Genomic DNA, 24,779 nt, shown 5'->3' on the forward strand with positions numbered 1-24,779 from the left:
GAACAATTCCCAGCCGTTCAATTCGTCGCCTTCTCCACGGTGATGTCGCCGAATTCGTCGATCAGCACGGTCCAGCTATCCGGCTCGGCGGCGGGATCGGTCTTCAGATAGATCGTGGCAAACAGCCCCGGCTCCTTCATGATGCCGTTCGAATTCTCCGGGCGTATATCGGTAACGTAAGGCTTCAGGTCGCTGATTTCCTGCAGTTCGATGGTCGAGGCGATCGCCGGGCCGGTCTCTGTCTGGGCAATCTGCTGCAGGTAGACCTTCGAGGTCCTGTCGGCCTGGCGGACGGCAAAGAGCTTGTAGTAGCCGTGGCGCTGGGTGGCCTTTCCCTCGGGGTTGGCGACGCTCTCGGCACCCATCGGCGCCCGCTCGACATCAGGTGCGTTGCCGTCATCCTCCCAATAGCCGGTGCTGGTCGCGAAAATCACCGATGCCGGCAGGATGGCATCCTGCGCCGGGGCGGCTGCGACCGACCATCCCAATAGGAAAATGGTGGTCGTCAATATCCCTCGCATGGCCATCGTCTCAATCCTTGAACTGCTCGGCGAGAATACGGTCGGACCAGGAGCGGTCGGGATCGGAGAGGATGCGCGCCGTCATATGCTCCGACTGGGCGATTCGGATATGCAGCACCGACTTGACCTCGGTATTGTCGGCCACGGCGTTCACCGGCCGCTTCTCCGGCTCGAGAATGTCGATATCGACGGTCACTTTGTTCGGAAGCAGCGCGCCCCTCCAGCGCCGCGGCCTGAACGCGCTGACCGGCGTCATCGCGAGCAGCGGCGCTTCGAGCGGCAGGATCGGGCCATGGGCGGAAAGATTATAGGCCGTCGATCCGGCCGGTGTCGCCACCATCAGCCCGTCGCAGATGAGTTCCTCCAGGCGGACGCGCCCATCTATCATGACCCGCAGATTCGCCGCCTGATAGGACTGGCGAAAAAGATAGACCTCGTTGATGGCCAGCGCCGTCGAGTTGGTGCCGTCGGCATTGGCCGTCGTCATCTGCAATGGCCGGAAGACGTTTTCGACGGCAAGGCAGATGCGTTCCTGAAGCTGTTCGGTGCGATAATCGTTCATCAGGAATCCGACCGAACCGCGATTCATGCCGTAAACCAGTTTGCCGGAGTTCATGGTGTGGTGCAGCGTCTGCAGCATGAAACCGTCGCCGCCAAGCGCGACGATGACGTCGGCTTCGTCAGCCGGCACGTCACCATAGAGGCGAATCAGCTCCTCGCGAGCGGCAAGCGCCTCCGTCGTTGGTGAGGCGAGAAAGGATAGCGTCTGAAATGAACGGCCCATGCAATGCCCTTTATGATGCTGTCCTAGCTAAAGGATAAAGGCCTTGTACGACAAGGACGTTTTCTGCCGCGAAGCGTTTTGAGCCGCAGCCGACCTGTTCGCGCAGGCACGGATTTCCCTTTACAGAATCATAGAATCTGCTAGTTGGGCAATTATTGCCCTTGTAGCTCAGTTGGTAGAGCACCTGATTTGTAATCAGGGGGTCGCGGGTTCGAACCCTGCCGGGGGCACCACTAATTATCTGAAAACGCTGCGTTATTCTGAAAAGAACAACGCAGCGTTTTTGTTTTTGGGGTCACTCTGGGGCCACCGCGATTTTCCCTGCAGTTGTTAACAGCTTTGTTTTGATTCAGTCTTGCTGGAATATCGGCGCTTCTTCGGCATCGTCCGAGCGCTTGCGCGACGGCGATGAAACCCAGTCGCCCCGCGAGGGGCGTGAGGCCCTTCCCCGGGGGAGGGCCGCAGCACCGCCCTTGGGCGGGGTGGGGATGGAAGGCATCACGTATTTGTACGGGACGGCAGCCGTCAAATCGTTTCGGATTTGGAATGTATTTTCGGCGCTTGACCAATTCGCCGTCTCGCATGACCATAAAAAACACCGCTGTCATCGGGCTGGAACCCTCGGCGGTGTTTTTGGAGTAGTAAATGATGATTGCCGTTGGCGCGATTGCTGTAAAGCCCCCCGTATTTGAACGGTGACCGCCAGGCTGGGACATAGCCCAGCCGACCCAACGGAAGCCCCTTTCGCAAATTTCAGTGTTGACAATTCGGACGCGGACGTAGGGTCTGACAGTCCGCGCAAGGCCGACGCACAAGCCTACGTCGTGCCCGAGTTCTCTACAGACGGCGAGTGGCGCAAGGACCCCCAAAGGCACCGTCCCGTCGGCATGTCGTGGCGTATGCCGTCCGAGGAACTCAAGAAGGTCCTCGATATCCCGGTGATGGCCAACGCATCCGAGCAGGAAGTCTGCGACGCCTTCACGGCTGACGCGATCGTATCCGCCCATCTCTATCCCGGCCGCCGCATCTCCTATTCGAGACGCGAAGCCTACTGGCAGAAGCGCGTCCGCTACTCAGGCCCCGCCTTCCGTCGTGACACCGTCATCAAGGCCATCGACGCGCTAGTCGCCAGGGGCATTCTTATTGATCACGATCTCCGTCCTGTCGGGAAGCGTGGCGTCCAGTCGTCCTATCTGCCGAACCCGATGCTCGTTGCCCTCGAAATGCCGAAGCTGAACAGGAAGCGCGGCGAGTGCATCATTCTGCGTGACGCGGCCGGCGACATGCTGGCCTACAAGGACACCCCGGAGACACGCGACAGCCGGTACGTTCTCGATCGTGTAAACGATGTCCTGGAGCGCGCCGAGTTCACGGTGGCGGGAGAAGGCGTCACGACCGACGGACAGTGGACCAGGATCGAGGACCGGGTGTTTTCCACCTCGTCGACTTCGATGCACCGCGTCTTCAATCAGGGTGTCTGGACATCGGGCGGACGTTTCTACGGTGCCTTCTGGCAGACCATGCGCGGCCGCCACAGACACACAATAATGATCGACGGCGAGCGGACCGAGGAAGTGGACTACGACTACCTCCACGCCCGCATCATCTACGCGTGGGCGCGCAAGAAACTCTCCGGCGATCCCTACATCATCGAAGGCTTTCCAAGGAACGTGGCGAAGCGTGCGTTCTTCATCATCGTCAACGCCAAGGGCTACCTCAAGGCGAAGGGAGCCGTAGCCGAGTACCTTGAGAAGAAGGGCATGAACCCGAAACTCGCGGGCAAGCTGATCGACGCCATAAAGAAGCGGCACGAGCCGGTAGACAAGTATTTCCATTCGGGCAAGGGACTGGAGTTGCAGAACCTCGACGCGAGGATGGCCGAGTATGTGCTGCGCGTGATGACTGTCCAGAAGGGCGTACCGTGCTTGCCGATCCACGACAGTTTCATCGTGCCAGAAGGACAGGTGAAGAACCTCGTCAGGACCATGAAAGCGGCTTACGAAAAGTACGTCGGTCGTGCGAGCTCTTCCCTCTGCTCAGTAAGGTCTGTTGCAACTTTCGACTCAACAAAATCACAGGCTTGGGTTCAAAATTCACCACACCTTCACACGCTGCCCCCTTCCACACCCACCAAGGTTAATTATAGGAGCCGAGTACACGACGATTCAGTACTGCAGAACCGGGAACCTCAGGCGCTCGATTTGGATACTGTGGCTACGGTGGAAACGGAGTCCTTCAACGCCCCTGTGAAAAGCAAGACGGAAACCCTGAAGGCGGAGCAACCAGTCGTCATCGTTCGTCGTCAGATACCCGCTTTCCTCCGCAAGGCACAGGAAGACAGCGCGCGAGCTTGGCAGGAACAGCAGGTTCGGAAGAAGGATCGCAAGGAGACCCTTGCCCATCTCGTCGCCCTTTCGATCGCTTCGGCGACAGACGCAGAAGAAGAATGCCTCGCCGGGGGCAGTCGATCCCACGTCCCGCCGAAACCGGCGGCGCGATACTGACGTTCCTACGGCTACCCTAGCTTCCGGTCTCGGCATGCGCGAATGCCCACGTCATCCTCCTGCCGAGGACCGCGATGCTTGACGCTCCGATACGCTCATCTTCGTCTAGGGTGCGGTTCCCGCTTTGAGATGACCCACGGGTCATTTTGGAAGGGAACGATGCTGTACGGCCACGCATTGAGCCTCGTACGGCTCTAATATACGTTCGGATGGATCAGAGTGCATCTGAATCCCTTTCCCCACACTCAGCGCCAAGCCTGCCACCGTTCTCGCGCTATCAACGCCAGGGGCGTCCTGCACTTCGTTGCGGCCCTGCGGGTGACTGCCACTCCGAGCGCCGGCAATCTTGGAGCCATCGGGACGGGGAACATTAAGACTTCCGCCCTGCGGGCGGGTTCGAAGCTCGGCCTGCGGCCCGCATCGAACAGGGAACTGGCCCTTCCCACCAATACTTAAAATCCTACCCATCCAGTTAACCCTCACTCCGGCACGACGCAACCATGCCGCGTTGTTCCCTGGGCTCAATTCTCATGCCGTGGTAAAAAGGAAGGGTAGTAAAAACAGAGAAGAGGCGCTCCGATGGAGATCAGAAGAACAACCATTCCGGGTTTGACCTTCGTCGTTGAGGTCGAGGAGGTTAACCACAGGGACGCCCGCGGCGGGCTGATCTGTTACGTGGCCTTGCTCTACAGGGTCGATCCAAAGACGAAGGCCCGACACCTTGTTCGGCGCTCCCGTATTCCCGGCGCTGCCGACGATATGCGCCGCGAGTTTCGACAGGGCGGCATCCAGTCATTCCGTAGGCTCCAACCAGCCAGAGCCTGAAACAGGAAGGAAATACCCATGCTAATGCTCCGCATCCTCACCCTTCCCATCGCCCTGCTAACGTTTGCCGGCCTCTATTCGGCAGCCATCAAGGTGCCTACAACGGTGGAGTTCGTCAGCCTGTTGATGTGGCCCCTGTTGGTTGCAGCATTGCTCGTCAGGGTTTCTATTTGCATCTCCCGCTCTGTAATCGGAAAGAAAATTCAAGAACTCGCATAAACCTGAGTTCTTGAATTATTTTAGTTTAAATTCAAGACCTTAAACGTTTGCCAGGGGTGGTGTGCGACTGCTATAAACGTGTCGCAATAGTCGACAAAATACAACCGTAGAGGAGCGTAAGTGAAAAAAATGAAGGCAGTAGTATGGATAGACTGGCAGCCCGATGATGATGTCTTCGGCGAGGCGGCGATGATCGGGACGTCTGACAAGTACCTCGATCTGGTAGTGACGCCGGTAGAGCGGGGCGCGGTTTGGGACGTCATCGACGGAGGGGACAGGATCGCGTCCGACGATGCTGATAGCGTGGAGGAGGCAAAGCGCAAAGCTGAAACAGCAGCTCGACGAGCACTGTTCAGGGTCGTCACGAAGGACGACACAGAGTAGGCGCGCGCATCGATTTCATTCGAGAAGCAGAGAGCGGCATTCTGCCGCTCTTGTTGCGTCGGCGATCCAGCGTGCTTGCTTAGATCGTCACGTACTTGTCCATGATATCATCGGGCGAATTCCCGCCCTCACTGTGATATTCATTGGGCAGCAACCCTGCCATCATCTCATCGAGATCGACCCGGCGAGGACGCTGCGGGCGACGACGTAAGGTCCGGTCAGCCTCCTGAGTAGCGTCCTCCGTTGCTTGGCCCTTCCTGCCGATCTCATCTCGATATTCGCGGTGTAGGCGCAACGCCTGGCGAAGATCGGATTTGGTGCCTGTGCGAAGGGTGTCGAATCCCGGTACCTTTTCCAGCGCGGCGATCTCTAAAGTTATGTCCGCGAATGTCCGGCCGTAAAGCATGTGGCGCGCACGACCAACATTCGACTTGATGTTCCGCGCGGTATCGCGCGATCGATGTCCACCCCGCACCAGCCACTGGAGAAATCGTTCATCGGCCGGCTGGTAGCTGCTGCCTTCCTGTCGGCTTGCAATGACCTCTCCAATGATCTTGATAACCGGCGCTGGCACGGCGTTTGCAATCATCTGCATAAGATCGCGGTCATTGCCCGCGCTCCATTTCCACCGATGGGGGAAGCCTTGAAGACGAGACATGACATACGGCGTCATCGCAGCAGTATCTGTGGGATGTGCACTGTCGCGTGGATGCGTCTGGGATCGGAAGCGGCCGGTTGGTGGCTCTGCGGACGTACGCGTGATGGTCGCGAAGGGCTCGTCCACCGTCCGGACCCCACGGCCGTTATAGAACGGCCGGGTAAACACATGGCCGGTGGCAATTACCTCGGCGATCTCGGGATTCCAGGGGTTGTCGGGATCGGGCATTCGGCCAAAGGTATTCGAGAAAGCTTGTCGAATCGTGAGTTGTTTGGGCGTGGCGGCTTCACGAATTGCCGTTTCAAGGAAGCCGTCGCATTCCCCCAGTCGACCGACCGCAATCAAGCGTTTTCTGGCCTGCGGTACTCCGTAGCGCGAGCAGTCGATTACGACCTCCGTGATCCCGTAGCCGGCGTTTTTCAAGACTTCCCGAGCTTGTGGCCACGTCTTTTTGTTTTTGCCGAGCGCCTCTTTAACGTTTTCCATGAGAAACCATGTCGGGCGGACGGCAACGATCGTCAAAGCAAACGCCAGTGTTAGCTTGGCGTTCTCTTTTTCAACTCCACTTCCAGCCGGGGAATAATCCTGACACGGCGGACCGCCGCAGATCATGTCTGGCGACAGTTCGAGCAATTTGGGAACAATGAGCAAGAGATTGCTGAGGTCCGCCTCATGGGCATGTGGGCCGACATTCCGGCAATAGTTTTTCACCGCGTCTTCGTTGTTGTCATAGGCAGCGACGACGTCAAAGCCCGCCCGTTTCAGACCGAGCGACATACCGCCAGCGCCACAAAACAGTTCTACGACTCTCATTTCACCCCCCGGACCGTCACGAAGTTGTACGTGACGGTTGTAGCTGGGAGGAATGAGGAAAGTGCGATCCTCGTCGTTAAAATCCGGTCTATCGAGGATTGAAGCCTGCGCGACTCAATTGAGATCGAAGGCCCTGAAGCGCGTCCACCATATTCCAGGCCTCGTCCTCGGAGGCGGAGAACGGACGCACGCGGTCGATGTTCGACCGCTTACACAGTTGGGCCAGTGTCCGGCACTGATCGTCGTCGAGCCTGATTGCGTTGAAGTCTGTCATGTCATGATCCTTTCAATTCGGCAGGCGAACCTTTGCCCATTTCGATTTGCGATATTCAGGATTGATCGCCTTGACGACATCGCGTTGCGCCCGATCGAGATAGAACCAGGCATCCTCTTCCTGACCGGCATAGCTCTCGTTCGTTTTGTCAAGGGCGTTGAGCGCAAGGCCGATCGCCATGCGTTCAGTGGTCGATCCCGGTAGCTCGCTGGCGTCGATCTCGCCGCGAGCGACTTGCCCGATCTTCTCCAGAATCTTGAATGTTATTGTACCTGGCTGCATGTTGCCTCCTTAGCGACGTGGGCGAGTTCCTGAGGTTCACTGTTGCGATCATCGGCCATACGCGCAGCCTTCAAGGCCTTTGCCAAACTTGGATGCGGCTCATATGTCATGGCATCGTCGGTAATGTCCTGAACATGCCACCATCGACGATCCGGTTGCCGCCGGCCGCTTCCAGAGATGTAGTCGCCGCCGAATTCAATCACGTCACCAGGCTGAACACAGTCGAGGTCGACCACTTCGCCTACCGCACGCAAGAATGACCTCTCGCAGTTCGCGGCATTTTTGCCGCGCATGATGGCGGCCCAATTACGACCTCGCTTGTGGTTGCAGAAGGCGGGGTTTTCGATCGATCGGCCATCCAATTCGACGGTCTTCATGCCGCTGCTCCTTCCTTCTCCTTGCGGATCGTTGAAATGTAGTTGAGGCACGTAGCTTCTGCGATTTCGATGCCTGCGGCTTTGAGCCCACGGGCGATCGTCTTGTGCGAGAAACCCTGTCGCGTCATTTCCTCGATCACGGACCAAACTTCCGGTGCGGAAATCTGCTGCCTGAAGGATGGGTGCGCGTTGGCCTCGGCAAACCTCTTGAGAGCGGCGGCGGTTGCAGTGGGATTGAAAGCTGTGATGGTCATGAGTGCGTTCCTTTGTTGATGAGTTCTTTCTTGATCAAGTCTGTGACGACTTCGCGTATCGTCGTTTCCTGCCGTGCGGCGTGGATTTTGAGCGCCGTCAGCGTTCCGGAAGGAAGGTCCACGCTTAGCCGCTCTCGCGGATGTCCATTCTTCGGGATTTCGGTCACGCCATTGCCTCCTCCACTTTCTGTGCTGCCTCGACGACATCCGCCTGGATTTCCTCAAGGAGACCAATTGCGTCCTCTAGGGCTTCAATCGCTACATTCGCAGCCTCACCTCGTGCACTTTCGCCGATGCTGGACGGCATCGCAGCGAGGTATTCTTCCTCTTCGTCCTTCAGCGCCTCGATGTCGTATTTCAGTTCTTCGATAACAGCCTCAATCGGCTGAATTTGATCCAGCAGTTTCTGGAGACTTTTCCGTCTGGCCTTATTCACTCCATTCCCTTTCTGTTGACTTTCGGACACGGCTCCGCCGCGCGCCGAGGCACGCCGATCCATTGATCTCGTTTCCGTGTTTCAGGATTTCATGTGATCTGGGGAAGTGCGTTTGTGACTGCCCACATTTCAAATGCTGCCGGATGGGCGCGGTCCCGTCAACAGGACGACGAGAAATATTCTCAACTAACCCATTGATAGTAAAGTTTAAAATACACTTTACACCTTGCTCGCCCCAGTCGATCATCACGTACAAGTACGTGACTGCTCAAGACCGGCACGCCCCGATGCGGAAAACGAAAGAGCGGCGTTTCTGCCGCTCTCTCGTTTTCCGCCCTGTAAGGCGGTCACAATCCTCCTACAGCGTTCCCAGCCTTTCACCTCTCCTCGATTTCGAAGTCTAGGATACCGGTTGCGGTCTGCCCTGTTCCGGCGTCCATCACCTTCACGGCAAGCTCATGCTCGCCGGCAAGGGGAACCCCAGAAAACTCCCGTGTTTTCGGATTGTAGGTCATCCATTCCGGCGTCGAAGTCGGGACGATCTCCACGGCCCCAGTCGACCTCGTAACAACGACGCCCACGGTCAACGGCTGGCCTGCCTTGAGACGGGCGACGGGCGACGTGTCGGGGCTTGTGAACTCCACGCGCAGCGCGTCGGCAGGCGGATGCGGGAACGATCCGGCATTAGCCGGTACAATCGCCAGAGTGAGGAGGACGAGACTGCTGAAAAAAGAACGTGTCATCGGGGAATGAACCTCATGTGCATATCGAGCGTCGGAGTGCGTTTCCCGTCCTGGTGCATTTCTACGATGTAGTTGCCGGGCGTCGGAGCGCCGCGCAGCAGACGCCCATATGTCGTCGGTACCTCCCGCACGAACGGAGGCAACCCCACGAGTTCGATGCCCTTGTAGCCGTGAAATTTCAGGAGCACCTGGTCTCCATCCTCTGCCCGACATCTGAGATCGTAGGTGTGGCCGCAAAACATTCCGCCGCCCGACATCGGGGCACACGGCAGCGGTGACGTGTGAATTATGGCCTCCGCCTCGTCTGCCGCAGCAGGCCCTGCCACTAATACCGCCCAGGCGATGGCAATGATCCAGATGAATTTCATTCCGCGCCCTCCGGTTCTTCGGGAAATCGCTACCACCCCACGCGCGATCCCAAAATAAGGGTCCACGAAATCAGGCAGGCGACGGGAAAGAGCAGCGAAAAGATCAGCGTCGTCCATGCCAACACCCATATATCCCCTTCGAGAATCCAGCCGGTCAGACCGTATGCTTTCGGTAAGTTGGCTGAGCTGAGTTCCCCTATCATGCGCCGCTCTCCCTCTTTCCGCCGACTGAGACACTTGAAGAAGGCTCGGCCCAAGCAGCAATCCGGTTAGGCAGGGTATACCAGATCGCTGCGAGCCAAACAGAAGCGACGGCAGCGAGGGCGTGCACGGTGCAGAACACCGTTAGCGTTACGATCGATGCTGACAGGTGTGGCAGCCCTGCCAGTCCGCAGAGGATCGCCAGACCAAGCCCGCCCGCCGTCGAAATCATGAGCTTCTTCATTTCTTGCCTCCTGGTTTTAGTCCCATTGCCATTTTAGGCATCGTTGCCCTGCCGGCCAAAGCGAGTACCCCCGTGATGGCCTTGTTCGTCATGGTCGCCTCACCACCGCTTCCCGAAATCCCGATCCAGCGCGGAATACGGTCTGGCAGAAGCCAGCTCTGGCCGAACAGTTGCAGGCAGATAAACCACGTCATGTATGCCTGGAGGATGGACAGCACGAAGAAACCGAGAAGTCCCACCACGGAGCCGCCGGTCTGAGCCAAAAATGCTGTTGCCCAGACCTTGTCGAGCGTGCCGAGTAGGACGTTGAAGACTGGGTACGATCCGGCCAGCGCGAGGATAGCCAGCACGGGACGGAGAAAGATGTCGACCGTCAGCATGAGGCCGCCACGGACGGACTCGCCCGCGAAACTGTCGCTGTTGTCCATCTTCATCCAGCGCATGCACCAGATCGGCAGCGCGATCATGGCCTCAAGCAGTGCCGAAACCAGCGCCACGCCGGCCATCATCAGGAAGAAAAACGGCAGGACCGGTATGAGATAGGCCCGGATTGAGCCGATCATCAGGAGCAAGCCGACAATTGGCTTGCCGAAGTCCGAAAACCACAGAGCCGCACCGTCCGCACCGAGTGCATCCGAAACGGAGTTGCTCGCAACCGTCATCAGCACGCCGCCTGCGGCGATCGCTCCCCACCCGATCGATATCATCGCGTGTCCGGACGATACCAGCGCACTCATGGCATCGCCTTTTATGGCGGATGCCGTCGCCGCCCATTCGGCCAGCGATCGCGCGACGGGAGCCAGCATCTTTGTCAGAAGGCCTGACTGGTCGTCCCCTGCGGCGGCGAAGTCGTTGGCAGACAGCGAGGCACGCTCCATTTCTCCCGTGACTTGCAGGCGAAGCGCCGCGAAGGCACGTTCGATCGCTTGTCCGAAATCTCCGTCTACCCTGGGCGGCGTATCTTCGATCAGTTCGTTAGTGAGGGATGTCGTCAGTTCGGATATCTGCGACAGGCCCATGAAGTACATGCCGGCCGTGAGGAAACCATCGGTTCTCGCTCCTTCGGCGAGCTTCGAGCGCGATTCCGTTTCGATGGTGCCGACCGTCGCCTTGGCCGCATCGGAGATGGCCTCGTCAAACCGCGCGCCTGCTGTTCGGATATCCACGACGAGATGTGGCGACAGAACGGTACCTGCAATCGCTTTCGTCATGCCGTCCGCCGAGGAAATGCCGGACGTTTCCGCCGCCAGCTTGGCATATTTCGCCGCCTCGGGTCGAAAGGCATTTACAAGATCGGACACTGCCTTCCGACGGGCATCCGAGAAGGCATCCCGATTGTCGGGCACGGTATACGAAAACCTTCCGCATGTCGGGCCGTAGCTCCAGGTGACCATCTTGTCGTAACCGAGCATACCGAGGCCGGACACGTTGCCCATTGGATCGGGTCTGGGCGTCTCCCAGCCCCAGAATGCTCCCGCCTTGTTATAAACGGCTGCACATATCTCGTGCTGGAGGACGGCCATGGCAACCGTCGATCCTGCCGATGACGTCGGAGTGATGGTAACGCCATCTTTCGCAATGACGGAGACAAAGACGTTCCAAGCGTCGTCGGCGAGATTGATGCCGCTTCGCGCAACGACATCGCGGAGCAGATAGTGGGCAGGAGAAAATCCGGACGGCATCGGAGCCAGAAGGCCTATGCCGAGCACGACGCGCAGCGGCGTCCATATCTGGTGCCAGCGCTCGCCCAGCGGCTTGCCCGTTTGAGCGCTTGCCACGACCGCCTGCACGGTACCGAATGCGATCGACAGGCCGCAAAGGAAGAACAAGACACTGGTGAAAAGCTGCAACGTTCGACCCCAAGGAGAGGAGGCATCCGTCGGAAGAACAGCAGTGACGAGCTTCCAGGCAATGTTGGTGGCAGGTGGCTCCGTAACTAGGCTCGCGACAAAATCGATCATCGTGGACCTCCCTTCATTCCGCCAGGACCATCGCTTCCGTCCGGTCCTTCGCGTTTGGCGTCAGGCGTGACGTCCTTGTCTGCCTCAACGTCGGAGCCGCGCTTGTCGAGGCCGAGCGCCTTCTTTTCCGTCTCGGTCAGGGCAACTAAGACGACCGGCAGAGCCAGCCGCGGCGAGGGTTTCGGCTTCGCCGTGGTTCCCGCCGTTCCCGAGTTGCCCGCGCTCCCTTTGTCGTCGTCGCCGCCAGAACTCGGGTCGGCGTCTGGGGACACGGGCGCGGCTTCGAAATCCGCCACGCTCCTGGGCTCTTCCAGGTCATCAAGCATGCCTTGGCCGATGGCGGCCAGTTCCGGCAGCGTGTGCCAGATCGCCGCGAGCCAGGGCTTCGCGCATGGCTGCATGCTGGTCTCGCGAAGGAGTTCGGCATGGAGCTGGACGCGATCCCGCAGCGCAAGCCAGCCCGCGGCGTCCCCGCTGGACGCCAGCTTTTCCAGATAGGCGAGTAACGCCGGGGATTCCTGCTCAAGGAACGATTGACGGTGGTGAGTCGGCCGCCCGTGCACCACGAGGCACCAGCGAACGATCTCAACGGCAGCGCCATGCGCCAGATCGAGGTGCTGCATGTCGATGTCCCGAAGGACACTGCGGGCATTGCCCCAGAAGATTTCTTCGCCTGTCGTCATGGTGTAGGTACTCCTCCCGGTGTTGGTGTCGGCTCGTCCAGCGCGGCGGCGAGCGCCGCGGACAAGGTCCGGATTTCCTGCTGTGCGGCCACGAGACGTTGTCCCTGTTGCCGGAACGCATGGCGCTGCTCGGAAGCTCTCTTCTCCGCCTGACGCCGCGAGGCATTCGCCTTCGCAGTTTCCGCCTTCGCCTTTTCTGCAGCAGCTTTCGCGGCGGTGAGGTCGCGGATGAACTCCCGGCGGATTTCGGCACGGATTCGGGACCCCTGGATTCCATCTACGACGGCGCGAACGGCCCCGCCTATCCCCGCCAGACGGGCGGCGGATGCTTTGATCTGGGCGGCATCCGCTTTGATCGCCGCCGCGTCCGCCCGTGTCTGGCCGATGTAAGCTTGGCCTTGCCGCTTCACGACCGTCGCCCGCTCGACAGCGTTCTTGAGCGCCGCTGCCTGGGCTTGTTCGGCCTTCCATTCTTCGCGCGTCAAACGCCGACGGGCAGGACCGAGGCGCGTCAGACCGCAAGGCACGGCGACGGCGTTGTGATAGGAATCTTGCCAATCCCGCATCGCGGCCTTGTACGCCGCGTCGGCCCTCTTATTGAGCGCCTTACCGTCCTCGCCGTCTCGTGCGCCGGCCGCCTTCACCGCCTTTTTGGCAACGACGCCAGGATGATAGACGCCCGCACGCATTTGGGGATCATGGGTTGGCAGTACATATGCATGGATATGCCATTGCTGTTCGTCGGTGTGGTGGACTACGGATTTGAGCGCAGGGCCGTATTGCTCCTTGAGCCATGCAACTGTCCGCCGCTCCCAATCCCGCACTTCCTCCGCCTTTTTCGGATCGGCGCGGACCTCGTCGACGGTGTACGGATGCGAGGCGACGACCGTATGCAAAGTCTTCTGCTTGGAGTCGAGTTTCCGAAGTTTTCCCCGTGCGCCAGGCGTCATCGCCGCCGCGGCCGCCGTGTCATGCATCTGTCGGACGTCATCCACGCCGACGCCATAAATCACAGTCGGGGGCTTGGGATCGGCGACGTGGACAGACGCGATCGGCTTACGGGAGGCCTCATCGAAAATGAAACCCGTGGAGCGGCCCTTGTCGTCAGGTTTGCGCGACCAGGATTCGAGGTGGACGAACTGATAGGCCATGGACGCACCTCGTCAGTTCAGAGTACGGTCATGCAGTAGGAGAATTCACCGTCACGTTCCCGGAGCGAAAATCGCGGATCGTGGGCTTGCTCTTCCATCGTGGCCAGCCAGTCGGCACGGCTCATTCCGTCGGGGATGACGTACGTGAATGGCCGATTTTGAGGTACGCGGATGCTGAAGACTCCAGCGACGGTATCCAGAAACGCACCCGTCTGCATTTCCACGAGTTCTGGAGACGATGTGCTCGCGTGTTCCGTGAACCCATAGGACCGCAGCTGCGCGAAAAACTCCGGCGGTTCGCGGATGATAGTCAGGGACGCCAGATCGCCATCAGCAAGGCGGACGAGCATGAAGTAAATCGGAGGGCGTGGCATCGTAGGCACTCAAAGGAATGCCTCAGCGTGCCCCCAGATACCACCGGCGGAAAGGAAAAAATGACTGTAGTGACCGACTACAGTCATTCGCGGGGCTCATGACATCGGCTCTCCGAGGGCCGCGCTGCAGAGCCATTTCATGGAGACCTGGCGGGGGCCATGTCGTCGCCAGATCGACGAGGCAACCGCGTGGTTGCCCTCGGTGAGGTCGCCGCCGCCGCCGAACTGTGCCCAGACAGCGGCCTTGATTCCCTTGAGCAACTGATTGGTTTCGGCGTGCGGGTCGGCCTGGGATTCGACGAGGTTGTTTCCCTTAGTTCGCTCGTCATGGCCTCTGTCGGCCGGTATTCGCCCCAATTGACGTCACACCCGCGAGAGAGGCCGCAGCCGTGCCGGGGTCGGCAGGCACCACGAAATCATCAGGCATCCAATAATCTTTAAGTCCTCATCAGCTAGTCCATCTGCGGCGTGGAACGAAGGTGCTCCTCGACTTTGATGGCCGCGTGCCCCGTCTCTAGCCTTCCGCCCGAAGGGGCGTGCTTTGCCTGCCACTGCCAGCGGGCACTTCGCTTCTTGGTGAAAGATACGTGCCCAAAGTTACCTCATCTCGACAGGCGCACCACATTGGTGCAGATTGGTGTAATGAGTCTGACGCGGCAATCAAATCCGAAACGAAAACGCTTTAGTATCGCCCTTGACGTGGCGGACTACGACGCGCTGCAGAAGCTCGGTGCTGCGCAACGGCCGCCGCTAAAGCAACAGTATTTGATTGAACTAGCAGTTAAGAATTTGCTCGACCAGTATGCAAATCGCCAGCTTTCTTTCCCATTGGATCGACCAAACGCATGAGGTTCATTGATTTATTCGCGGGCCTCGGTGGATTCCACCAAGCTTTAACCCGGCTCGGTCACGAGTGCGTATTCGCTTCAGAACTCAACGAAGAGTTAGCGCGCCTGTATGAGGACAACTTTGGCACCAAGCCGATGGGTGATATTAAAGTTTCCTACTCGGAAGTACCGCCCCACGACATCCTTTGTGCAGGTTTTCCGTGCCAGCCTTTTTCGAAGGCAGGAGATCAACTCGGTTTCGATTGCCCACAATGGGGCGACCTATTCGACTATGTGGTCAAGATCATCGAATGCCACGAGCCGATGTACGTGATCATTGAGAACGTCCCTAACCTCCTGCGCCATGACGGAGGCAGGACCTGGAAGAGAGTGCACGAACGGCTCCATGGCCTGGGTTACGATGTCGATGCTCGCAAGCTGTCGCCACACATGTTTGGCGTTCCTCAGACAAGAGAGCGTGCGATTATTGTAGGCTCCCGCAAAGGACTGACGTCCTTCGAATGGCCCGCGCCAACACATGTGGGGGACGATCTAAATATTCGCACTATACTGGACAAGAATCCGGTTGGCGCTCGTGTGCTGCCTGATCATTTCGTTCGCTATCTCGAAGTATGGCAGAGCTTGCTAGATGCACTGCCTGCTGGACTCGAATTGCCCTCGTTCCCCATCTGGGCAATGGAGTTTGGAGCGACTTATCCGGTGCGAGCCGGGTCGCCAGTTGGGCGAGGACTTTCCGAGGTTCGTGAATTTCGGGGCGCGTTTGGAAAACCGTTGCGAGGTCTGTCCGATGAGGAAATCCTTGACGCATTGCCGCCCTATGCGCGTGGCAGCGAGTCAACATTTCCAGAATGGAAAATCCAGTTCATCGAGCAGAATCGCCAATTTTACCGGACTCATCAGAAAACCATCGACCGATGGCTCCCGAAAATCCTCGATTTCGCCCCAAGCTTTCAGAAGCTTGAGTGGAATTGGAAAGGTGGCCCGAGGGACCTGTGGCAGACGGTCATTCAGTTCCGCGCGTCTGGAATTCGCGCGAAGCGACCTACCTTCGCGCCGTCGCTGGTAGCGCTCACGACCAGTCAGGTACCGGTCATTCCATGGGAGCGTCGCTACATGACAATGAGGGAATGCGCTCGCTTGCAGAGTATGGGCGATCTTCCGCATCTGCCGAAGGCGCAGGGGGCCGCTTATAAAGCCCTCGGCAACGCGGTGAATGTGACTGTGATCGAAGCTGTTGCGCGCAACTTGATCGGCCAGACGCACGAACCGCCTACTGAAAAACCTTTGGCATTGGCGAGTAGCATAGCAAGTCGAAATGACGTGCAGTTTGCTCATGCGAGCTAAACACGGCGGCGGGTTGGGCCCGCTGCAAATTGAGATTGCCTCTCAAGGGAATTAAAGAGCGAGAAAAGGATGTCCGTTGACGTCCTACCGGAGGGAATGTGGACGAGATCGATAATGGCGAGATCGCAAGGCTCCTGAGTAACCTCTCAAGTCGGACGCAGCTCCCGGACAATATCAAGTCAAAGCCGCCGACTGAGTTTTCAGCGGCTGATGTCGGCTTTGAGGATAATAGTTGGCTCGCTAGAGTCGTGGAAGTTCAGGGCTGGCTCTGGCTCGATGACCCCTTGAATAAAGACGAGACTGAGTCCGCAACCGCGATTAGGTTGTTCAATCAACTTGCTCCAGACACGGAAGAGTTGTTGTTCAATGTTTCGAACGGCGTCGTTCGAATGACCGAGCAGGGCGTAGACGTTTTGGAGAGCCGACTTGCCCGAGCCGATGAACGGAGTTCGCGGTTCGTTGAGGCGCTTGACGATGACGAATCGCGGAGTTCCGCGTCAGCTGTCTGGGAGCAGGAATGGGATGAGCAAGAGGTACGCGAGCCGCCGAACATAAAAGCCAAAGTCGATGCTCTGCCAATTGTTGAGTTTGTCGGCCACGCCCGAGAAGGGGAATTAGACCTCAACCCGCCCTACCAACGTGAGTACATTTGGTCTAACCCGGACTCTCAGAAGCTTATCGAGTCAATCCTACGTGGCATACCGCTACCCTCCATCATCCTCGCGACGGTAGCGGACGACGACAAACTCCAGATCGTTGACGGCAAGCAGCGCCTGACGTCAATCTTACGCTTTGTCGGCGCTCACCCTTCTGCAATAGCCTTTGCTGTAGAGAAAGACGATCTTGCGCTATTTCACAGGAGCTTTCGCAAATTCGCGAAAAAGTACGCGCTCACGCCGGACGACGTTCGCAAGCATTACCTGCCATTTAAAACTAGAAACTACGAGAAAACAGACCCGCTAAGAGCACTTTCTGGAAAGTTTTATGACGAGATAAGAGAGGTCCAGATTCCAATTGGCGGAAAGCCGGTCGCTGTCCGGAAGCTTTTTGACTCAAACTCTTCTCCATACCGGATTCCCATCCTGCGATATGAAGACACCGCGGTTCGCGATATCCATCAGGTGTTCAGGATATACAATCAGCAAGGCGTTAAATTGAATGCCGAAGAGATTCGTAACGCAGTCTACAACCACCTGAAAATTGTCCAGTTGATGCTTTTCATCGGAGGCGACCGCGCCGACCCTTTGATGGCGGAGTACGCCGTCGAGGCCGGCGTCGATCCTTCCTTTGCGTACAGCGTGATTGCCGACATGGGCTTCAGCATCGCGCGCTTTAGACGCACAAAGGTGCTGTTATGGATGGTGGCCGCACTGTTGCATCCGACAGGGACGGCGGGAAGCTATCGCGCACCATCGACGGCCAGCCACATCGATAGCTTTCTTGAAGCGATAGACAAGAAGCTCCCGCGGCTTCGTACGACGCAAGTTTTGACCGAGCTCGCACGTGACCTGGTCGCTGCCATTGAACTCCATGCCGAGGCAGACCGAGCTTGGCATCCACGTTTTCGCAGCAAACGTGAATCTGGAACGAAATGGGAGGAATTGGGCGCGGTGGCCAGTTTGGCGGCGTGCTTCGTCCTCGTTATGCTTAGTAAACAAGATCGTTTACTTGGTGGCGTCGATGAAGTTAGGGCCGTCACGAAAGAGAAGAAAGGTCCCGATAGTACTCAGAACAAAACTCAGTGGGGCCATATTTCAGACTCGCTGTTGACGATCCTTGAGACAGTCGGAGTAACCCCTGAAGAAATGCGGACGGCTATGGACGAGCGTTACGGCACGTCAGCTGTAGATGGGCTTATCGAACTGCGCACGTTGGCTGCGGATGCTTGAACCTAACTCGAAATCGATAACCGTAGTTCCGGCGCAAGCGGTCTCATCTAAAACTGATGAGGAGCGAGCCAGTTGGTGGGACCAATACAAAGTCAACGCCGCTGCCCAACTGTCGCCGACGGCGCTGAAGGTGCTGGAGGCCGACGCCCGCTACATTGTGGAGAAGGCTCTTCCCGGTTCAGATGGCAACATCGACGCCGACGCCTGGCCAGAGGAAGGCCTCCGAACCGGCATGGTTATCGGCTCTGTCCAGTCAGGGAAGACTGCCAGCATGTTGGCGGTCGCAAGTCTGGCGTTGGATAAGGGCGTTGACGTTGTCGTGCTGTTGGCGGGTACCCGCGTAGGTCTTTGGCTGCAGACTTATGAACGCATGCTTTCGCAACTAGACGGTAGTTCACGCGACACAGCCTATGCGCGCTCTAGCGTGCGGCTGATCTTGCCTCAGCCTGAAGATGTTTTAAACCCCGATCGGATGGGACCAACGAGCTATTTGAAGCCCTCTAAGGCCACGCTCGCGGTTCGTCAGGGCATCCCTATGATTATCGTCGTTCCCAAGCTCGACGAACATCTCCTTCACCTTTCCCGAATGCTGAAAAATGTACTGAGTAGTACGATCCTTGCAGGCGGTGATCGAGCAACTACAATGTTGGTCCTCGATGATGAGGCTGACGACGCCTCCGTGCTCGATAGCGCCACGTCGGACAAAGTCACGCCGCGTTTCATCGCCGCACTATGGAGCGGTGATCACCACAACTCCTCATCCCGAGATGCGAATTTGCGGGCATCTTACGTTGCCTACACTGCCACGCCCCAGGCAAATTACCTTCAAGAGTCCCATAATCCACTTGCACCGAGAGAGTTCAGCGCTGCGCTGCGGGTGGCGGGTCATGAGGGGGAAATCACGCCCCGTTCGCTCACCTATCTGGAGCCCAATGGTATCCGCGGTTACTACTGCGGCGGCGACATGTATTACGATGCCACGAGTTTCCTCTCGGGACCGCTCACGGTGTCGTGGCCGTATCCTGAGTTGCGACCCGGTGAAACCGAGAGCGAACTAGCTGAGCGACAAGAGGTCCTTCGCTGGGAGGCGATATCGGCCGCGATACGAAGCTTTATGGTCGGGGCCGCGGCGCGTCTTCTTATAGACGGTCGTCGGTACTCTGACGTTGCCGGTCGCGTGTTCCCCGACCGAAATACGCTTCAGGCGGCGATGCCCCGTGCGCACACAATGATGTTTCATCCTTCGGTTCGTAAGGACGCTCATTTCGCGGCAGCAGAGGATATTGCGCGTTGGTCCCGTGCGCTTCCTGGCAATGAGCGCAACATTGAACTACCTGAGGGCGACGATGGCGAGCCAATAGTCGCTCTTGATCCGGCCGGTCTAGCTGTTCGACTTCAGTTGGAAGAAGAGAAGTGGCGCGCTTGTTATTCGAGTTTTGAGCATTCACGCCTTGCTCTGTCCAGTTTTCCGGGTGCTGCCTATCCCCGCCTGGATGAGGCTAGGTGGACGGAGGTCTACTCTCTCCTTGTGAATGAGATTTTTCCGAATGTCGCTCTGCGAGTTCTAAACAGCGATCCTGCAGCGGATGATCATCCTCGTTTTGAACCCACCGAAACTGCCGAGGGATGGCGTTCACCCGAGGACCTTCTTACCATCTTCGTAGCGGGAAACATTCTTTCACGAGGTCTTACGGTTGAGGGACTCGCGACCAGCCTCTTTCTCCGAAGCAGCACAGAACCTGCGGCGGACACTCAGATGCAGATGCAGCGTTGGTTCGGCTATCGGGGGGCGCACTTGCCTTTCTGCCGGGTGTTTCTGCTTGAGGACCAGCTCACGCTTTTTCGCCAGTACAACATTCGCGACAGGGCGCTAAAGTCGCTCGTACTTCGGCGGATGGCACTGCCTCAAGATGAGACTGCTGCTGGAACCCTCATCTTGGAGGGCTTGGATTTTGTGGCGACGAGCAAGATTGAGACCCGCAAAATTCCACTCAGTCCAGGGCCAAGCCCTCAAATTCGGCTTGTGGAAAGGTCTAATCCTGATTTGGCAAGCCATAACAATGGCATACTTGTATCCGAACTGGGACGAGGGAGATGGGACGAGATCGATGCTGCCCGCAACGTTGGAAGAATACGTAGCGAGCCAATTGGTCTGCTTGAACTTGCAGATTTGCTGGATCAACTTCGTTATACACAGCACGACCCCAGCCTCGAAGATGAACTCAGCCGGCGCTGGGCCAGTCTTCAGCATAGTCTCGGCTTGAGCGACCCACTGTTCCGCCCACCTGGGCTCAATCCTATGCCATATCGTGTTCGCCCCCAGTCTTGCCCCTATGCCATGGCGGCCTACCTTCGACTTTGGCACGCGCTCGGCACCGGCCATTACGCGCCAGGCTTCCACGCTACTGACAAGGCGGATTTGCCATGGTCCCAACTCGATGGCCGTACCACTCCGCAGTTCTACCTCGCAGTACGCTCGGGTGAAAAACAGTCGACTGTTTCTGAGCTTCGATCGCTCGGCATCGGCGCGATGATCCGTGGTATTGGACCAAATGATCGGCTAAACACTCTTTGGGGTAGTCGAGGATACGACAGCAGCGGCTATTTTGGCGACCAGTTTATCGACTATCATTACCACGGGCGCAGACCAGTGCCTCGCTTGCGAGATGGCGACACCTGGCGGCCTCGTGGACATCCTGGGCTTGCTCTTTTTCACGTAATAAGTGATGACCAAGGAGGGCCAGACATGGTTACCCTCGGCCTGGGTTTGCCGCACGGTGGACCTGATCACATTGCGGCCCTCAGACGATGATGGACTTCCGAACGATCAATTTCGAAACGTTGCGCGATCAGCTTTCCGACCTTGAGGTTCCTGCCGGAAATGCACGTCGCCTTCTCTGGGTCGTGCCCGAACGCCTTGGTGCTGCTATGACCAGCAGCGGCCTCTACGAAATCTTCTTGGCGGGCCGAGAACTGTCCGCAACGCAAGCTGTAGTCGCGCGCAACCTCCAATACGACCGTTGGGAGCCTAGTGACGGTGGAGCAGAATTCGCGGCGACGCGCGTATTGCTCGGCTCCGCGGCGCATTTCGCGGCGGTGGCGGCGTTGATCGTGACCGAGTTAGCGCGCCTTGACCTCTCTACGCATGTGGCGATGCAGGCAGCATTCAACGAAGTGGAGCCGATTATCGAGTTGGCAATTCGACGTGGGACCTTGTCAACCGAGTCATTGATTGGTCTGTTCGCAGAACTCCAAGTGCTGCGCGTCGCACTTCTTGCAAGTCCCTTGGCGGGCCGGCCGATAACCTTGATAGCCTGGCGTGGCTGGACGAAGGGACGCGACTTCGTCATGGGGCGGCATGCAGTCGAAGTCAAAGCGACATTAGGTGACACGTCTCGCCATGCCTTTAGTGGGCTTCACCAACTTGAGGCTCAGACCTTACCTGACGGCGCACAGGAAATGGTACATCTCCTTAGCGTCGGCTTGACCGAGGTTCACCAAGGCGGGCAGAGTTTGCCCGAACTGGTCGACGACATTTTGTTCTTACTAAGTGACGCCCCCCCAACGGGAGCGGGCACATGCACGCAATTCTTAGGGATGGTCCGGGAATATGGTGGTATTGGCACTTCCGGTTATGATCATGCGACCATGAGAGGCTGGAGCGCCTATCAAATTCGTCTCCAGACCACGTTCACAAGGCTCTATGCGATAAATGATCCCGAAATGCGCCTCCTTACAAGTGCTGCACTCGACGGTACATTCGTTGTACCCGGCACACTAAGTTTCGAAATGCAGCTACCAACTCGCGTCTCTGCGTTCAACCCGACTCAGAACTGGCAGGGCGAGATCGCAGCGATGGTGGCTAGATAGGGAACTGAGCAACTGCGTCGGCCGTATCAGGTGCATGTACGTGGTCGATATGGCCGATTTTGTCCACTAAGATCGGCCGTGAAGCAGTATCAAAGCCTTGTTCGGTTTCTAAATATTTTTCGCACATAGTCGTCCTTTGGAGTTCTCAGTTCGCCCGCGTCAGTTTATTAAACTGCCATTGCTCAACAATGGCGGGTGTAAACTATGGTCGATTTCAAGAAACTCAGGGAGGCAAAGGCTAAGCCAAAGCCAATTAACCCCCGCGATATCTTTAACTCACTCCCCAAACCTCCGGGGATTAACGATCTATACGCAAGCCAAGCTGAGGTATTAGACTCCTGGTTTCCGAGACGGACCGATAACGATGTTGTCGTTAAGCTGCATACCGGCGGCGGAAAAACGTTAGTTGCGCTGCTGATGGCGCAATCGGTCATGAATGAAACCGGTGAAGCCGTCCTCTACCTTGCCCCGACTAACCAATTGGTTGAGCAGGTTCTTGCCAAGAGCAAGGATTACGGAATCCCTGCCGTTCCCTACACACGGGGCCAGCCACTCCCAGCCGACTTCCTTGATGGCAAAAGCGTTCTTGTCGGCTCTTACGAGACCCTTTTCAATGGACGTAGCAAATTTGGCGTCAGGGGGTCCGGACAGGAAGTTGTCAAGGTCGGTGCAATCGTTCTTGACGATGCGCATGTTGCTCTCTCGTCAGTCCGAGACGCGTTCACACTTACCATCTCGGCCAAATCCCACGGCGACGTATACAAAGAACTCGCGGACCGATTTAGGCCGGCTTTCAAAGAAGTTGGTCGCAACGGTACCTTTACCGATATCGTCACCGGGAAGGAAAATGGTGTTGCGGAAGTCCCGAGTTGGGCATGGCATAGAAAGCTGGACGAGTTGCAACAATATCTCGCTGGCAAGGTTGACGGTATTGATGCCTTCGTGTGGCCTTTCCTGCGCGACAATCTCGCGGTTTGCCATTGCTTATTCAGCAAGTCCGCCGTTTCGATCACTCCTATTTTCCCCCCTGTCGACCTGCTGCCGACCTTCGACGATTGCAGTCGACGCATTTACATGTCGGCCACGATCGCTGACGACAGTGAGATCATACGAACCTTCGGCGCATCTCAGGAAGCAGTAGCCAAACCCATCACTTCAGCATCCTTGGCAGGCGTAGGCGAGCGTATGATACTCGTCCCTGGTCTGATGAAGCTTGGTGACACGGCGATTGTGCCGATGGTGAAAAAGATCGCAAAAGCGCTCGCTGCGAAAGATCGAGGCGTTGCAATTCTTTCACCTTCGGGCCCCGCCGCAAAGGAATGGACCGATATTGCGGAGTATCCGGAAACGACGAAAGCCGTATCCGAGAGCATAGCATCTATGCAGGCGAGCAAGACCTTTGGTCCTCTGGTGCTTGCGAACCGTTATGATGGAATCGATCTTGCTGGAAACGCGTGTCGGTTACTCGTCATGGATAACCTGCCCCAAGGCACCAACAACTATGATGTTTTTCGTATGAACGTTGTCGCTGATGCGGCTGTCAGTTCGCTATTAGCTCAACGGATAGAGCAAGGTATCGGCAGAGGAACGCGAGGCGGCGCAGATTTCTGCGTAACTATATTGGTTGGAGCCAAACTCGTAGGCTGGATTGGCCGCAGAAAGAACCTAGACTTTCTCACGGCAAGCACACGCATTCAGCTGAAGATGGGACAAGAGGTGAGCGAGGCCGTTACCACACCCAAGGAGGTCGGGGAGACAATTCTCAAATGCATTAATCGCGACCCCGATTGGGTCGCCTATCACGCGTCTGAGCTCGCCGAGGCCGTTCATGCCGTCCCGGTAGATGAAGCATCAATGAAGATGGCATCCGCAGAACGCCGCGCCTTTAGGCTTCAGCGATTAGGGCAGTTCGAGAAGGCCATTATTGCTTTGGAAAAGCTGATGGGTGACGCAGCCTTGGCCAAAGATTTCCAGCGTCGAGCTTGGCTCGCAGCCTCAGCCGCGCGGATTGCCTACCAGATGGAGGACGAGCAGAAGGGACAGCGGTTACAGACCACCGCCTTCTCCGCGAACAACAATCACAGCCCACCGCGAGTACGGCCTGCTTACGTTACAAGGCCAATGCCGGGTAAGCAGTCGGGAGCCATCGTCCAGCGTCTACAGGAATACGACCAACGTGCGGCGATACTTGCCGATTTTGAGGAGGCAGTAAGCAACCTCGTGCCGGAAGCTTCAGCCACCAGGTACGAAGAAGCTCTAGCCAACCTTGGTCTTTACCTTGGCTTTGAGTCTGAGCGGCCAGAGAAAATTCATGAGGTCGGGCCAGACGTGCTCTGGCGCACCGATGCAGCCTTCGATTTCGTCATCGAGGCGAAGAGTGAGAAAGACGAGGCCAATCCACTCTATAAGAAGGATCATGCCCAGCTACTCGAAGCAGAGCATTGGTTCAAGCAGACATATCCGGGTCGAGAGGCGATTCGAGTCTCCGCCCTCCCTGAAGCGGTAGCTGACGAGAAGGCGACACCCGCAGGCAGTTTTGCTTTTCGGCTAGATGAGATCACTAAAGTCGTGACTGCCTTACGTGGGGTTCTAACTGAACTAACCGGCGTCGGTGGCGACTTTGACATGCTCAGTGAACATTGTGAGGCAGCGCTAATCAAAGCTAGGCTTAAACCGATGATGATCCGCGACTCATTCATGAAACCTTTCGGCAAAGCGCAAACCAAAGCATAGTGTATCAATCATCGAAGCTTCTTTAGCATATACGACGAG

The 24,779-nt window shown here is 57.4% G+C and carries 25 protein-coding genes and 1 tRNA gene; 10 read left to right on the forward strand and 16 right to left on the reverse strand.

Annotation, left to right across the window (positions count from 1 at the left end; all coding sequences use genetic code 11):
- Positions 1 to 17: 17 nt before the first annotated feature.
- On the reverse strand, positions 18 to 527 hold the full coding sequence (locus FHX10_RS14775; RefSeq protein WP_184389546.1) for a hypothetical protein: 510 nt from the start codon (positions 525 to 527) through the stop codon (positions 18 to 20).
- Between the two features lie 4 nt (positions 528 to 531).
- Positions 532 to 1,305 carry an NAD kinase gene (locus tag FHX10_RS14780; RefSeq protein ID WP_047616590.1) on the reverse strand — a complete coding sequence of 258 codons (774 nt, stop codon included), beginning with the start codon at positions 1,303 to 1,305 and terminating at the stop codon, positions 532 to 534.
- A gap of 157 nt (positions 1,306 to 1,462) precedes the next feature.
- Here FHX10_RS14780 and FHX10_RS14785 point away from each other — a divergent pair.
- From FHX10_RS14785 to FHX10_RS14800, 4 genes are all read left to right on the forward strand, one after another.
- Positions 1,463 to 1,538: transfer RNA gene (locus FHX10_RS14785), tRNA-Thr, on the forward strand.
- Between the two features lie 591 nt (positions 1,539 to 2,129).
- Positions 2,130 to 3,809 carry a hypothetical protein gene (locus FHX10_RS14790; RefSeq protein ID WP_184389548.1) on the forward strand — a complete coding sequence of 560 codons (1,680 nt, stop codon included), beginning with the start codon at positions 2,130 to 2,132 and terminating at the stop codon, positions 3,807 to 3,809.
- Between the two features lie 843 nt (positions 3,810 to 4,652).
- Positions 4,653 to 4,853: a hypothetical protein gene (locus tag FHX10_RS14795; RefSeq protein WP_184389550.1), complete on the forward strand. Its 201-nt coding sequence runs from the start codon at positions 4,653 to 4,655 to the stop codon at positions 4,851 to 4,853.
- Positions 4,854 to 4,973: 120 nt separating this feature from the next.
- Positions 4,974 to 5,237, forward strand: a complete 264-nt coding sequence (locus tag FHX10_RS14800) for a hypothetical protein (protein WP_184389552.1) — start codon at positions 4,974 to 4,976, stop codon at positions 5,235 to 5,237.
- A 79-nt stretch (positions 5,238 to 5,316) separates the two neighbouring features.
- Here the strand turns inward: FHX10_RS14800 and FHX10_RS14805 are convergent, their stop codons facing one another.
- The 14 genes from FHX10_RS14805 to FHX10_RS14870 all read right to left on the reverse strand — a co-directional run bounded on the left by FHX10_RS14805 (position 5,317) and on the right by FHX10_RS14870 (position 14,032).
- Entirely contained in the window at positions 5,317 to 6,708 is a 1,392-nt protein-coding gene (locus tag FHX10_RS14805) for a DNA cytosine methyltransferase (protein WP_184389554.1), read from the reverse strand.
- An 88-nt stretch (positions 6,709 to 6,796) separates the two neighbouring features.
- Complete coding sequence (locus FHX10_RS14810; protein ID WP_184389556.1) at positions 6,797 to 6,982, reverse strand: hypothetical protein; 186 nt, start codon at positions 6,980 to 6,982, stop codon at positions 6,797 to 6,799.
- Between the two features lie 12 nt (positions 6,983 to 6,994).
- Positions 6,995 to 7,264: a hypothetical protein gene (locus FHX10_RS14815; protein WP_184389558.1), complete on the reverse strand. Its 270-nt coding sequence runs from the start codon at positions 7,262 to 7,264 to the stop codon at positions 6,995 to 6,997.
- Positions 7,246 to 7,641, reverse strand: coding sequence for a hypothetical protein (locus FHX10_RS14820; RefSeq protein WP_184389561.1), 396 nt, complete (start codon positions 7,639 to 7,641; stop codon positions 7,246 to 7,248). Before FHX10_RS14820 ends, FHX10_RS14815 begins: the two co-directional genes overlap by 19 nt.
- Complete coding sequence (locus FHX10_RS14825; RefSeq protein WP_184389563.1) at positions 7,638 to 7,895, reverse strand: hypothetical protein; 258 nt, start codon at positions 7,893 to 7,895, stop codon at positions 7,638 to 7,640. Before FHX10_RS14825 ends, FHX10_RS14820 begins: the two co-directional genes overlap by 4 nt.
- Positions 7,892 to 8,062 carry a hypothetical protein gene (locus tag FHX10_RS14830; protein WP_184389565.1) on the reverse strand — a complete coding sequence of 57 codons (171 nt, stop codon included), beginning with the start codon at positions 8,060 to 8,062 and terminating at the stop codon, positions 7,892 to 7,894. The genes FHX10_RS14825 and FHX10_RS14830 overlap by 4 nt, the downstream gene beginning before the upstream one ends.
- Positions 8,059 to 8,394, reverse strand: a complete 336-nt coding sequence (locus FHX10_RS14835; RefSeq protein WP_210294410.1) for a hypothetical protein — start codon at positions 8,392 to 8,394, stop codon at positions 8,059 to 8,061. The genes FHX10_RS14830 and FHX10_RS14835 overlap by 4 nt, the downstream gene beginning before the upstream one ends.
- Before the next feature lie 314 nt (positions 8,395 to 8,708).
- Positions 8,709 to 9,074, reverse strand: coding sequence for a hypothetical protein (locus FHX10_RS14840; protein WP_184389567.1), 366 nt, complete (start codon positions 9,072 to 9,074; stop codon positions 8,709 to 8,711).
- Positions 9,071 to 9,559 (reverse strand): hypothetical protein, encoded by a 489-nt coding sequence (locus FHX10_RS14845; protein WP_184389569.1) that lies wholly within the window; start codon positions 9,557 to 9,559, stop codon positions 9,071 to 9,073. Before FHX10_RS14845 ends, FHX10_RS14840 begins: the two co-directional genes overlap by 4 nt.
- 82 nt (positions 9,560 to 9,641) lie before the next feature.
- A complete protein-coding gene (locus FHX10_RS14850) occupies positions 9,642 to 9,887 on the reverse strand; it encodes a hypothetical protein (protein WP_184389572.1) in 246 nt (81 codons plus the stop codon).
- Entirely contained in the window at positions 9,884 to 11,848 is a 1,965-nt protein-coding gene (locus FHX10_RS14855) for a DotA/TraY family protein (RefSeq protein WP_184389573.1), read from the reverse strand. Before FHX10_RS14855 ends, FHX10_RS14850 begins: the two co-directional genes overlap by 4 nt.
- Positions 11,845 to 12,531: a hypothetical protein gene (locus tag FHX10_RS14860; RefSeq protein WP_184389574.1), complete on the reverse strand. Its 687-nt coding sequence runs from the start codon at positions 12,529 to 12,531 to the stop codon at positions 11,845 to 11,847. Before FHX10_RS14860 ends, FHX10_RS14855 begins: the two co-directional genes overlap by 4 nt.
- A complete protein-coding gene (locus FHX10_RS14865) occupies positions 12,528 to 13,682 on the reverse strand; it encodes a hypothetical protein (RefSeq protein ID WP_184389575.1) in 1,155 nt (384 codons plus the stop codon). The genes FHX10_RS14860 and FHX10_RS14865 overlap by 4 nt, the downstream gene beginning before the upstream one ends.
- A 17-nt stretch (positions 13,683 to 13,699) precedes the next feature.
- Positions 13,700 to 14,032, reverse strand: coding sequence for a hypothetical protein (locus tag FHX10_RS14870; RefSeq protein WP_184389576.1), 333 nt, complete (start codon positions 14,030 to 14,032; stop codon positions 13,700 to 13,702).
- Between the two features lie 648 nt (positions 14,033 to 14,680).
- Here FHX10_RS14870 and FHX10_RS14875 point away from each other — a divergent pair.
- The 6 genes from FHX10_RS14875 to FHX10_RS14900 all read left to right on the forward strand — a co-directional run bounded on the left by FHX10_RS14875 (position 14,681) and on the right by FHX10_RS14900 (position 24,740).
- A complete protein-coding gene (locus FHX10_RS14875; protein WP_184389578.1) occupies positions 14,681 to 14,905 on the forward strand; it encodes a hypothetical protein in 225 nt (74 codons plus the stop codon).
- Positions 14,902 to 16,248 (forward strand): DNA (cytosine-5-)-methyltransferase, encoded by a 1,347-nt coding sequence (gene dcm, locus FHX10_RS14880; RefSeq protein ID WP_184389579.1) that lies wholly within the window; start codon positions 14,902 to 14,904, stop codon positions 16,246 to 16,248. The genes FHX10_RS14875 and dcm overlap by 4 nt, the downstream gene beginning before the upstream one ends.
- Positions 16,249 to 16,346: 98 nt before the next feature.
- Positions 16,347 to 18,137, forward strand: coding sequence for a DUF262 domain-containing protein (locus FHX10_RS14885; protein WP_184389581.1), 1,791 nt, complete (start codon positions 16,347 to 16,349; stop codon positions 18,135 to 18,137).
- Positions 18,130 to 20,949 carry a Z1 domain-containing protein gene (locus FHX10_RS14890; protein ID WP_184389584.1) on the forward strand — a complete coding sequence of 940 codons (2,820 nt, stop codon included), beginning with the start codon at positions 18,130 to 18,132 and terminating at the stop codon, positions 20,947 to 20,949. Before FHX10_RS14885 ends, FHX10_RS14890 begins: the two co-directional genes overlap by 8 nt.
- Entirely contained in the window at positions 20,946 to 22,007 is a 1,062-nt protein-coding gene (locus FHX10_RS14895; protein ID WP_184389585.1) for a PD-(D/E)XK motif protein, read from the forward strand. Before FHX10_RS14890 ends, FHX10_RS14895 begins: the two co-directional genes overlap by 4 nt.
- A 204-nt stretch (positions 22,008 to 22,211) precedes the next feature.
- Positions 22,212 to 24,740, forward strand: coding sequence for a DEAD/DEAH box helicase (locus FHX10_RS14900; protein WP_184389586.1), 2,529 nt, complete (start codon positions 22,212 to 22,214; stop codon positions 24,738 to 24,740).
- Positions 24,741 to 24,779 lie beyond the last annotated feature (39 nt).

Origin of the sequence: Rhizobium sp. BK591, assembly GCF_014195045.1 — a bacterium.
Lineage (GTDB): Bacteria > Pseudomonadota > Alphaproteobacteria > Rhizobiales > Rhizobiaceae > Rhizobium > Rhizobium anhuiense.

Bases quoted from the DNA above. Each gene is read 5' to 3' on its own strand.
- FHX10_RS14895 (WP_184389585.1), top strand. From the start codon at position 20,946: ATGATGGACTTCCGAACGATCAATTTCGAAACGTTGCGCGATCAGCTT.
- FHX10_RS14815 (WP_184389558.1), bottom strand. From the start codon at position 7,264: ATGCAGCCAGGTACAATAACATTCAAGATTCTGGAGAAGATCGGGCAA.
- FHX10_RS14795 (WP_184389550.1), top strand. From the start codon at position 4,653: ATGCTAATGCTCCGCATCCTCACCCTTCCCATCGCCCTGCTAACGTTT.
- FHX10_RS14900 (WP_184389586.1), top strand. From the start codon at position 22,212: ATGGTCGATTTCAAGAAACTCAGGGAGGCAAAGGCTAAGCCAAAGCCA.
- FHX10_RS14805 (WP_184389554.1), bottom strand. From the start codon at position 6,708: ATGAGAGTCGTAGAACTGTTTTGTGGCGCTGGCGGTATGTCGCTCGGT.
- FHX10_RS14845 (WP_184389569.1), bottom strand. From the start codon at position 9,559: ATGGACGACGCTGATCTTTTCGCTGCTCTTTCCCGTCGCCTGCCTGAT.
- FHX10_RS14855 (WP_184389573.1), bottom strand. From the start codon at position 11,848: ATGATCGATTTTGTCGCGAGCCTAGTTACGGAGCCACCTGCCACCAAC.
- FHX10_RS14860 (WP_184389574.1), bottom strand. From the start codon at position 12,531: ATGACGACAGGCGAAGAAATCTTCTGGGGCAATGCCCGCAGTGTCCTT.
- FHX10_RS14775 (WP_184389546.1), bottom strand. From the start codon at position 527: ATGGCCATGCGAGGGATATTGACGACCACCATTTTCCTATTGGGATGG.
- FHX10_RS14890 (WP_184389584.1), top strand. From the start codon at position 18,130: ATGCTTGAACCTAACTCGAAATCGATAACCGTAGTTCCGGCGCAAGCG.
- FHX10_RS14870 (WP_184389576.1), bottom strand. From the start codon at position 14,032: ATGCTCGTCCGCCTTGCTGATGGCGATCTGGCGTCCCTGACTATCATC.
- dcm (WP_184389579.1), top strand. From the start codon at position 14,902: ATGAGGTTCATTGATTTATTCGCGGGCCTCGGTGGATTCCACCAAGCT.
- FHX10_RS14825 (WP_184389563.1), bottom strand. From the start codon at position 7,895: ATGACCATCACAGCTTTCAATCCCACTGCAACCGCCGCCGCTCTCAAG.
- FHX10_RS14865 (WP_184389575.1), bottom strand. From the start codon at position 13,682: ATGGCCTATCAGTTCGTCCACCTCGAATCCTGGTCGCGCAAACCTGAC.
- FHX10_RS14810 (WP_184389556.1), bottom strand. From the start codon at position 6,982: ATGACAGACTTCAACGCAATCAGGCTCGACGACGATCAGTGCCGGACA.
- FHX10_RS14820 (WP_184389561.1), bottom strand. From the start codon at position 7,641: ATGAAGACCGTCGAATTGGATGGCCGATCGATCGAAAACCCCGCCTTC.
- FHX10_RS14835 (WP_210294410.1), bottom strand. From the start codon at position 8,394: ATGGATCGGCGTGCCTCGGCGCGCGGCGGAGCCGTGTCCGAAAGTCAA.
- FHX10_RS14840 (WP_184389567.1), bottom strand. From the start codon at position 9,074: ATGACACGTTCTTTTTTCAGCAGTCTCGTCCTCCTCACTCTGGCGATT.
- FHX10_RS14780 (WP_047616590.1), bottom strand. From the start codon at position 1,305: ATGGGCCGTTCATTTCAGACGCTATCCTTTCTCGCCTCACCAACGACG.
- FHX10_RS14850 (WP_184389572.1), bottom strand. From the start codon at position 9,887: ATGAAGAAGCTCATGATTTCGACGGCGGGCGGGCTTGGTCTGGCGATC.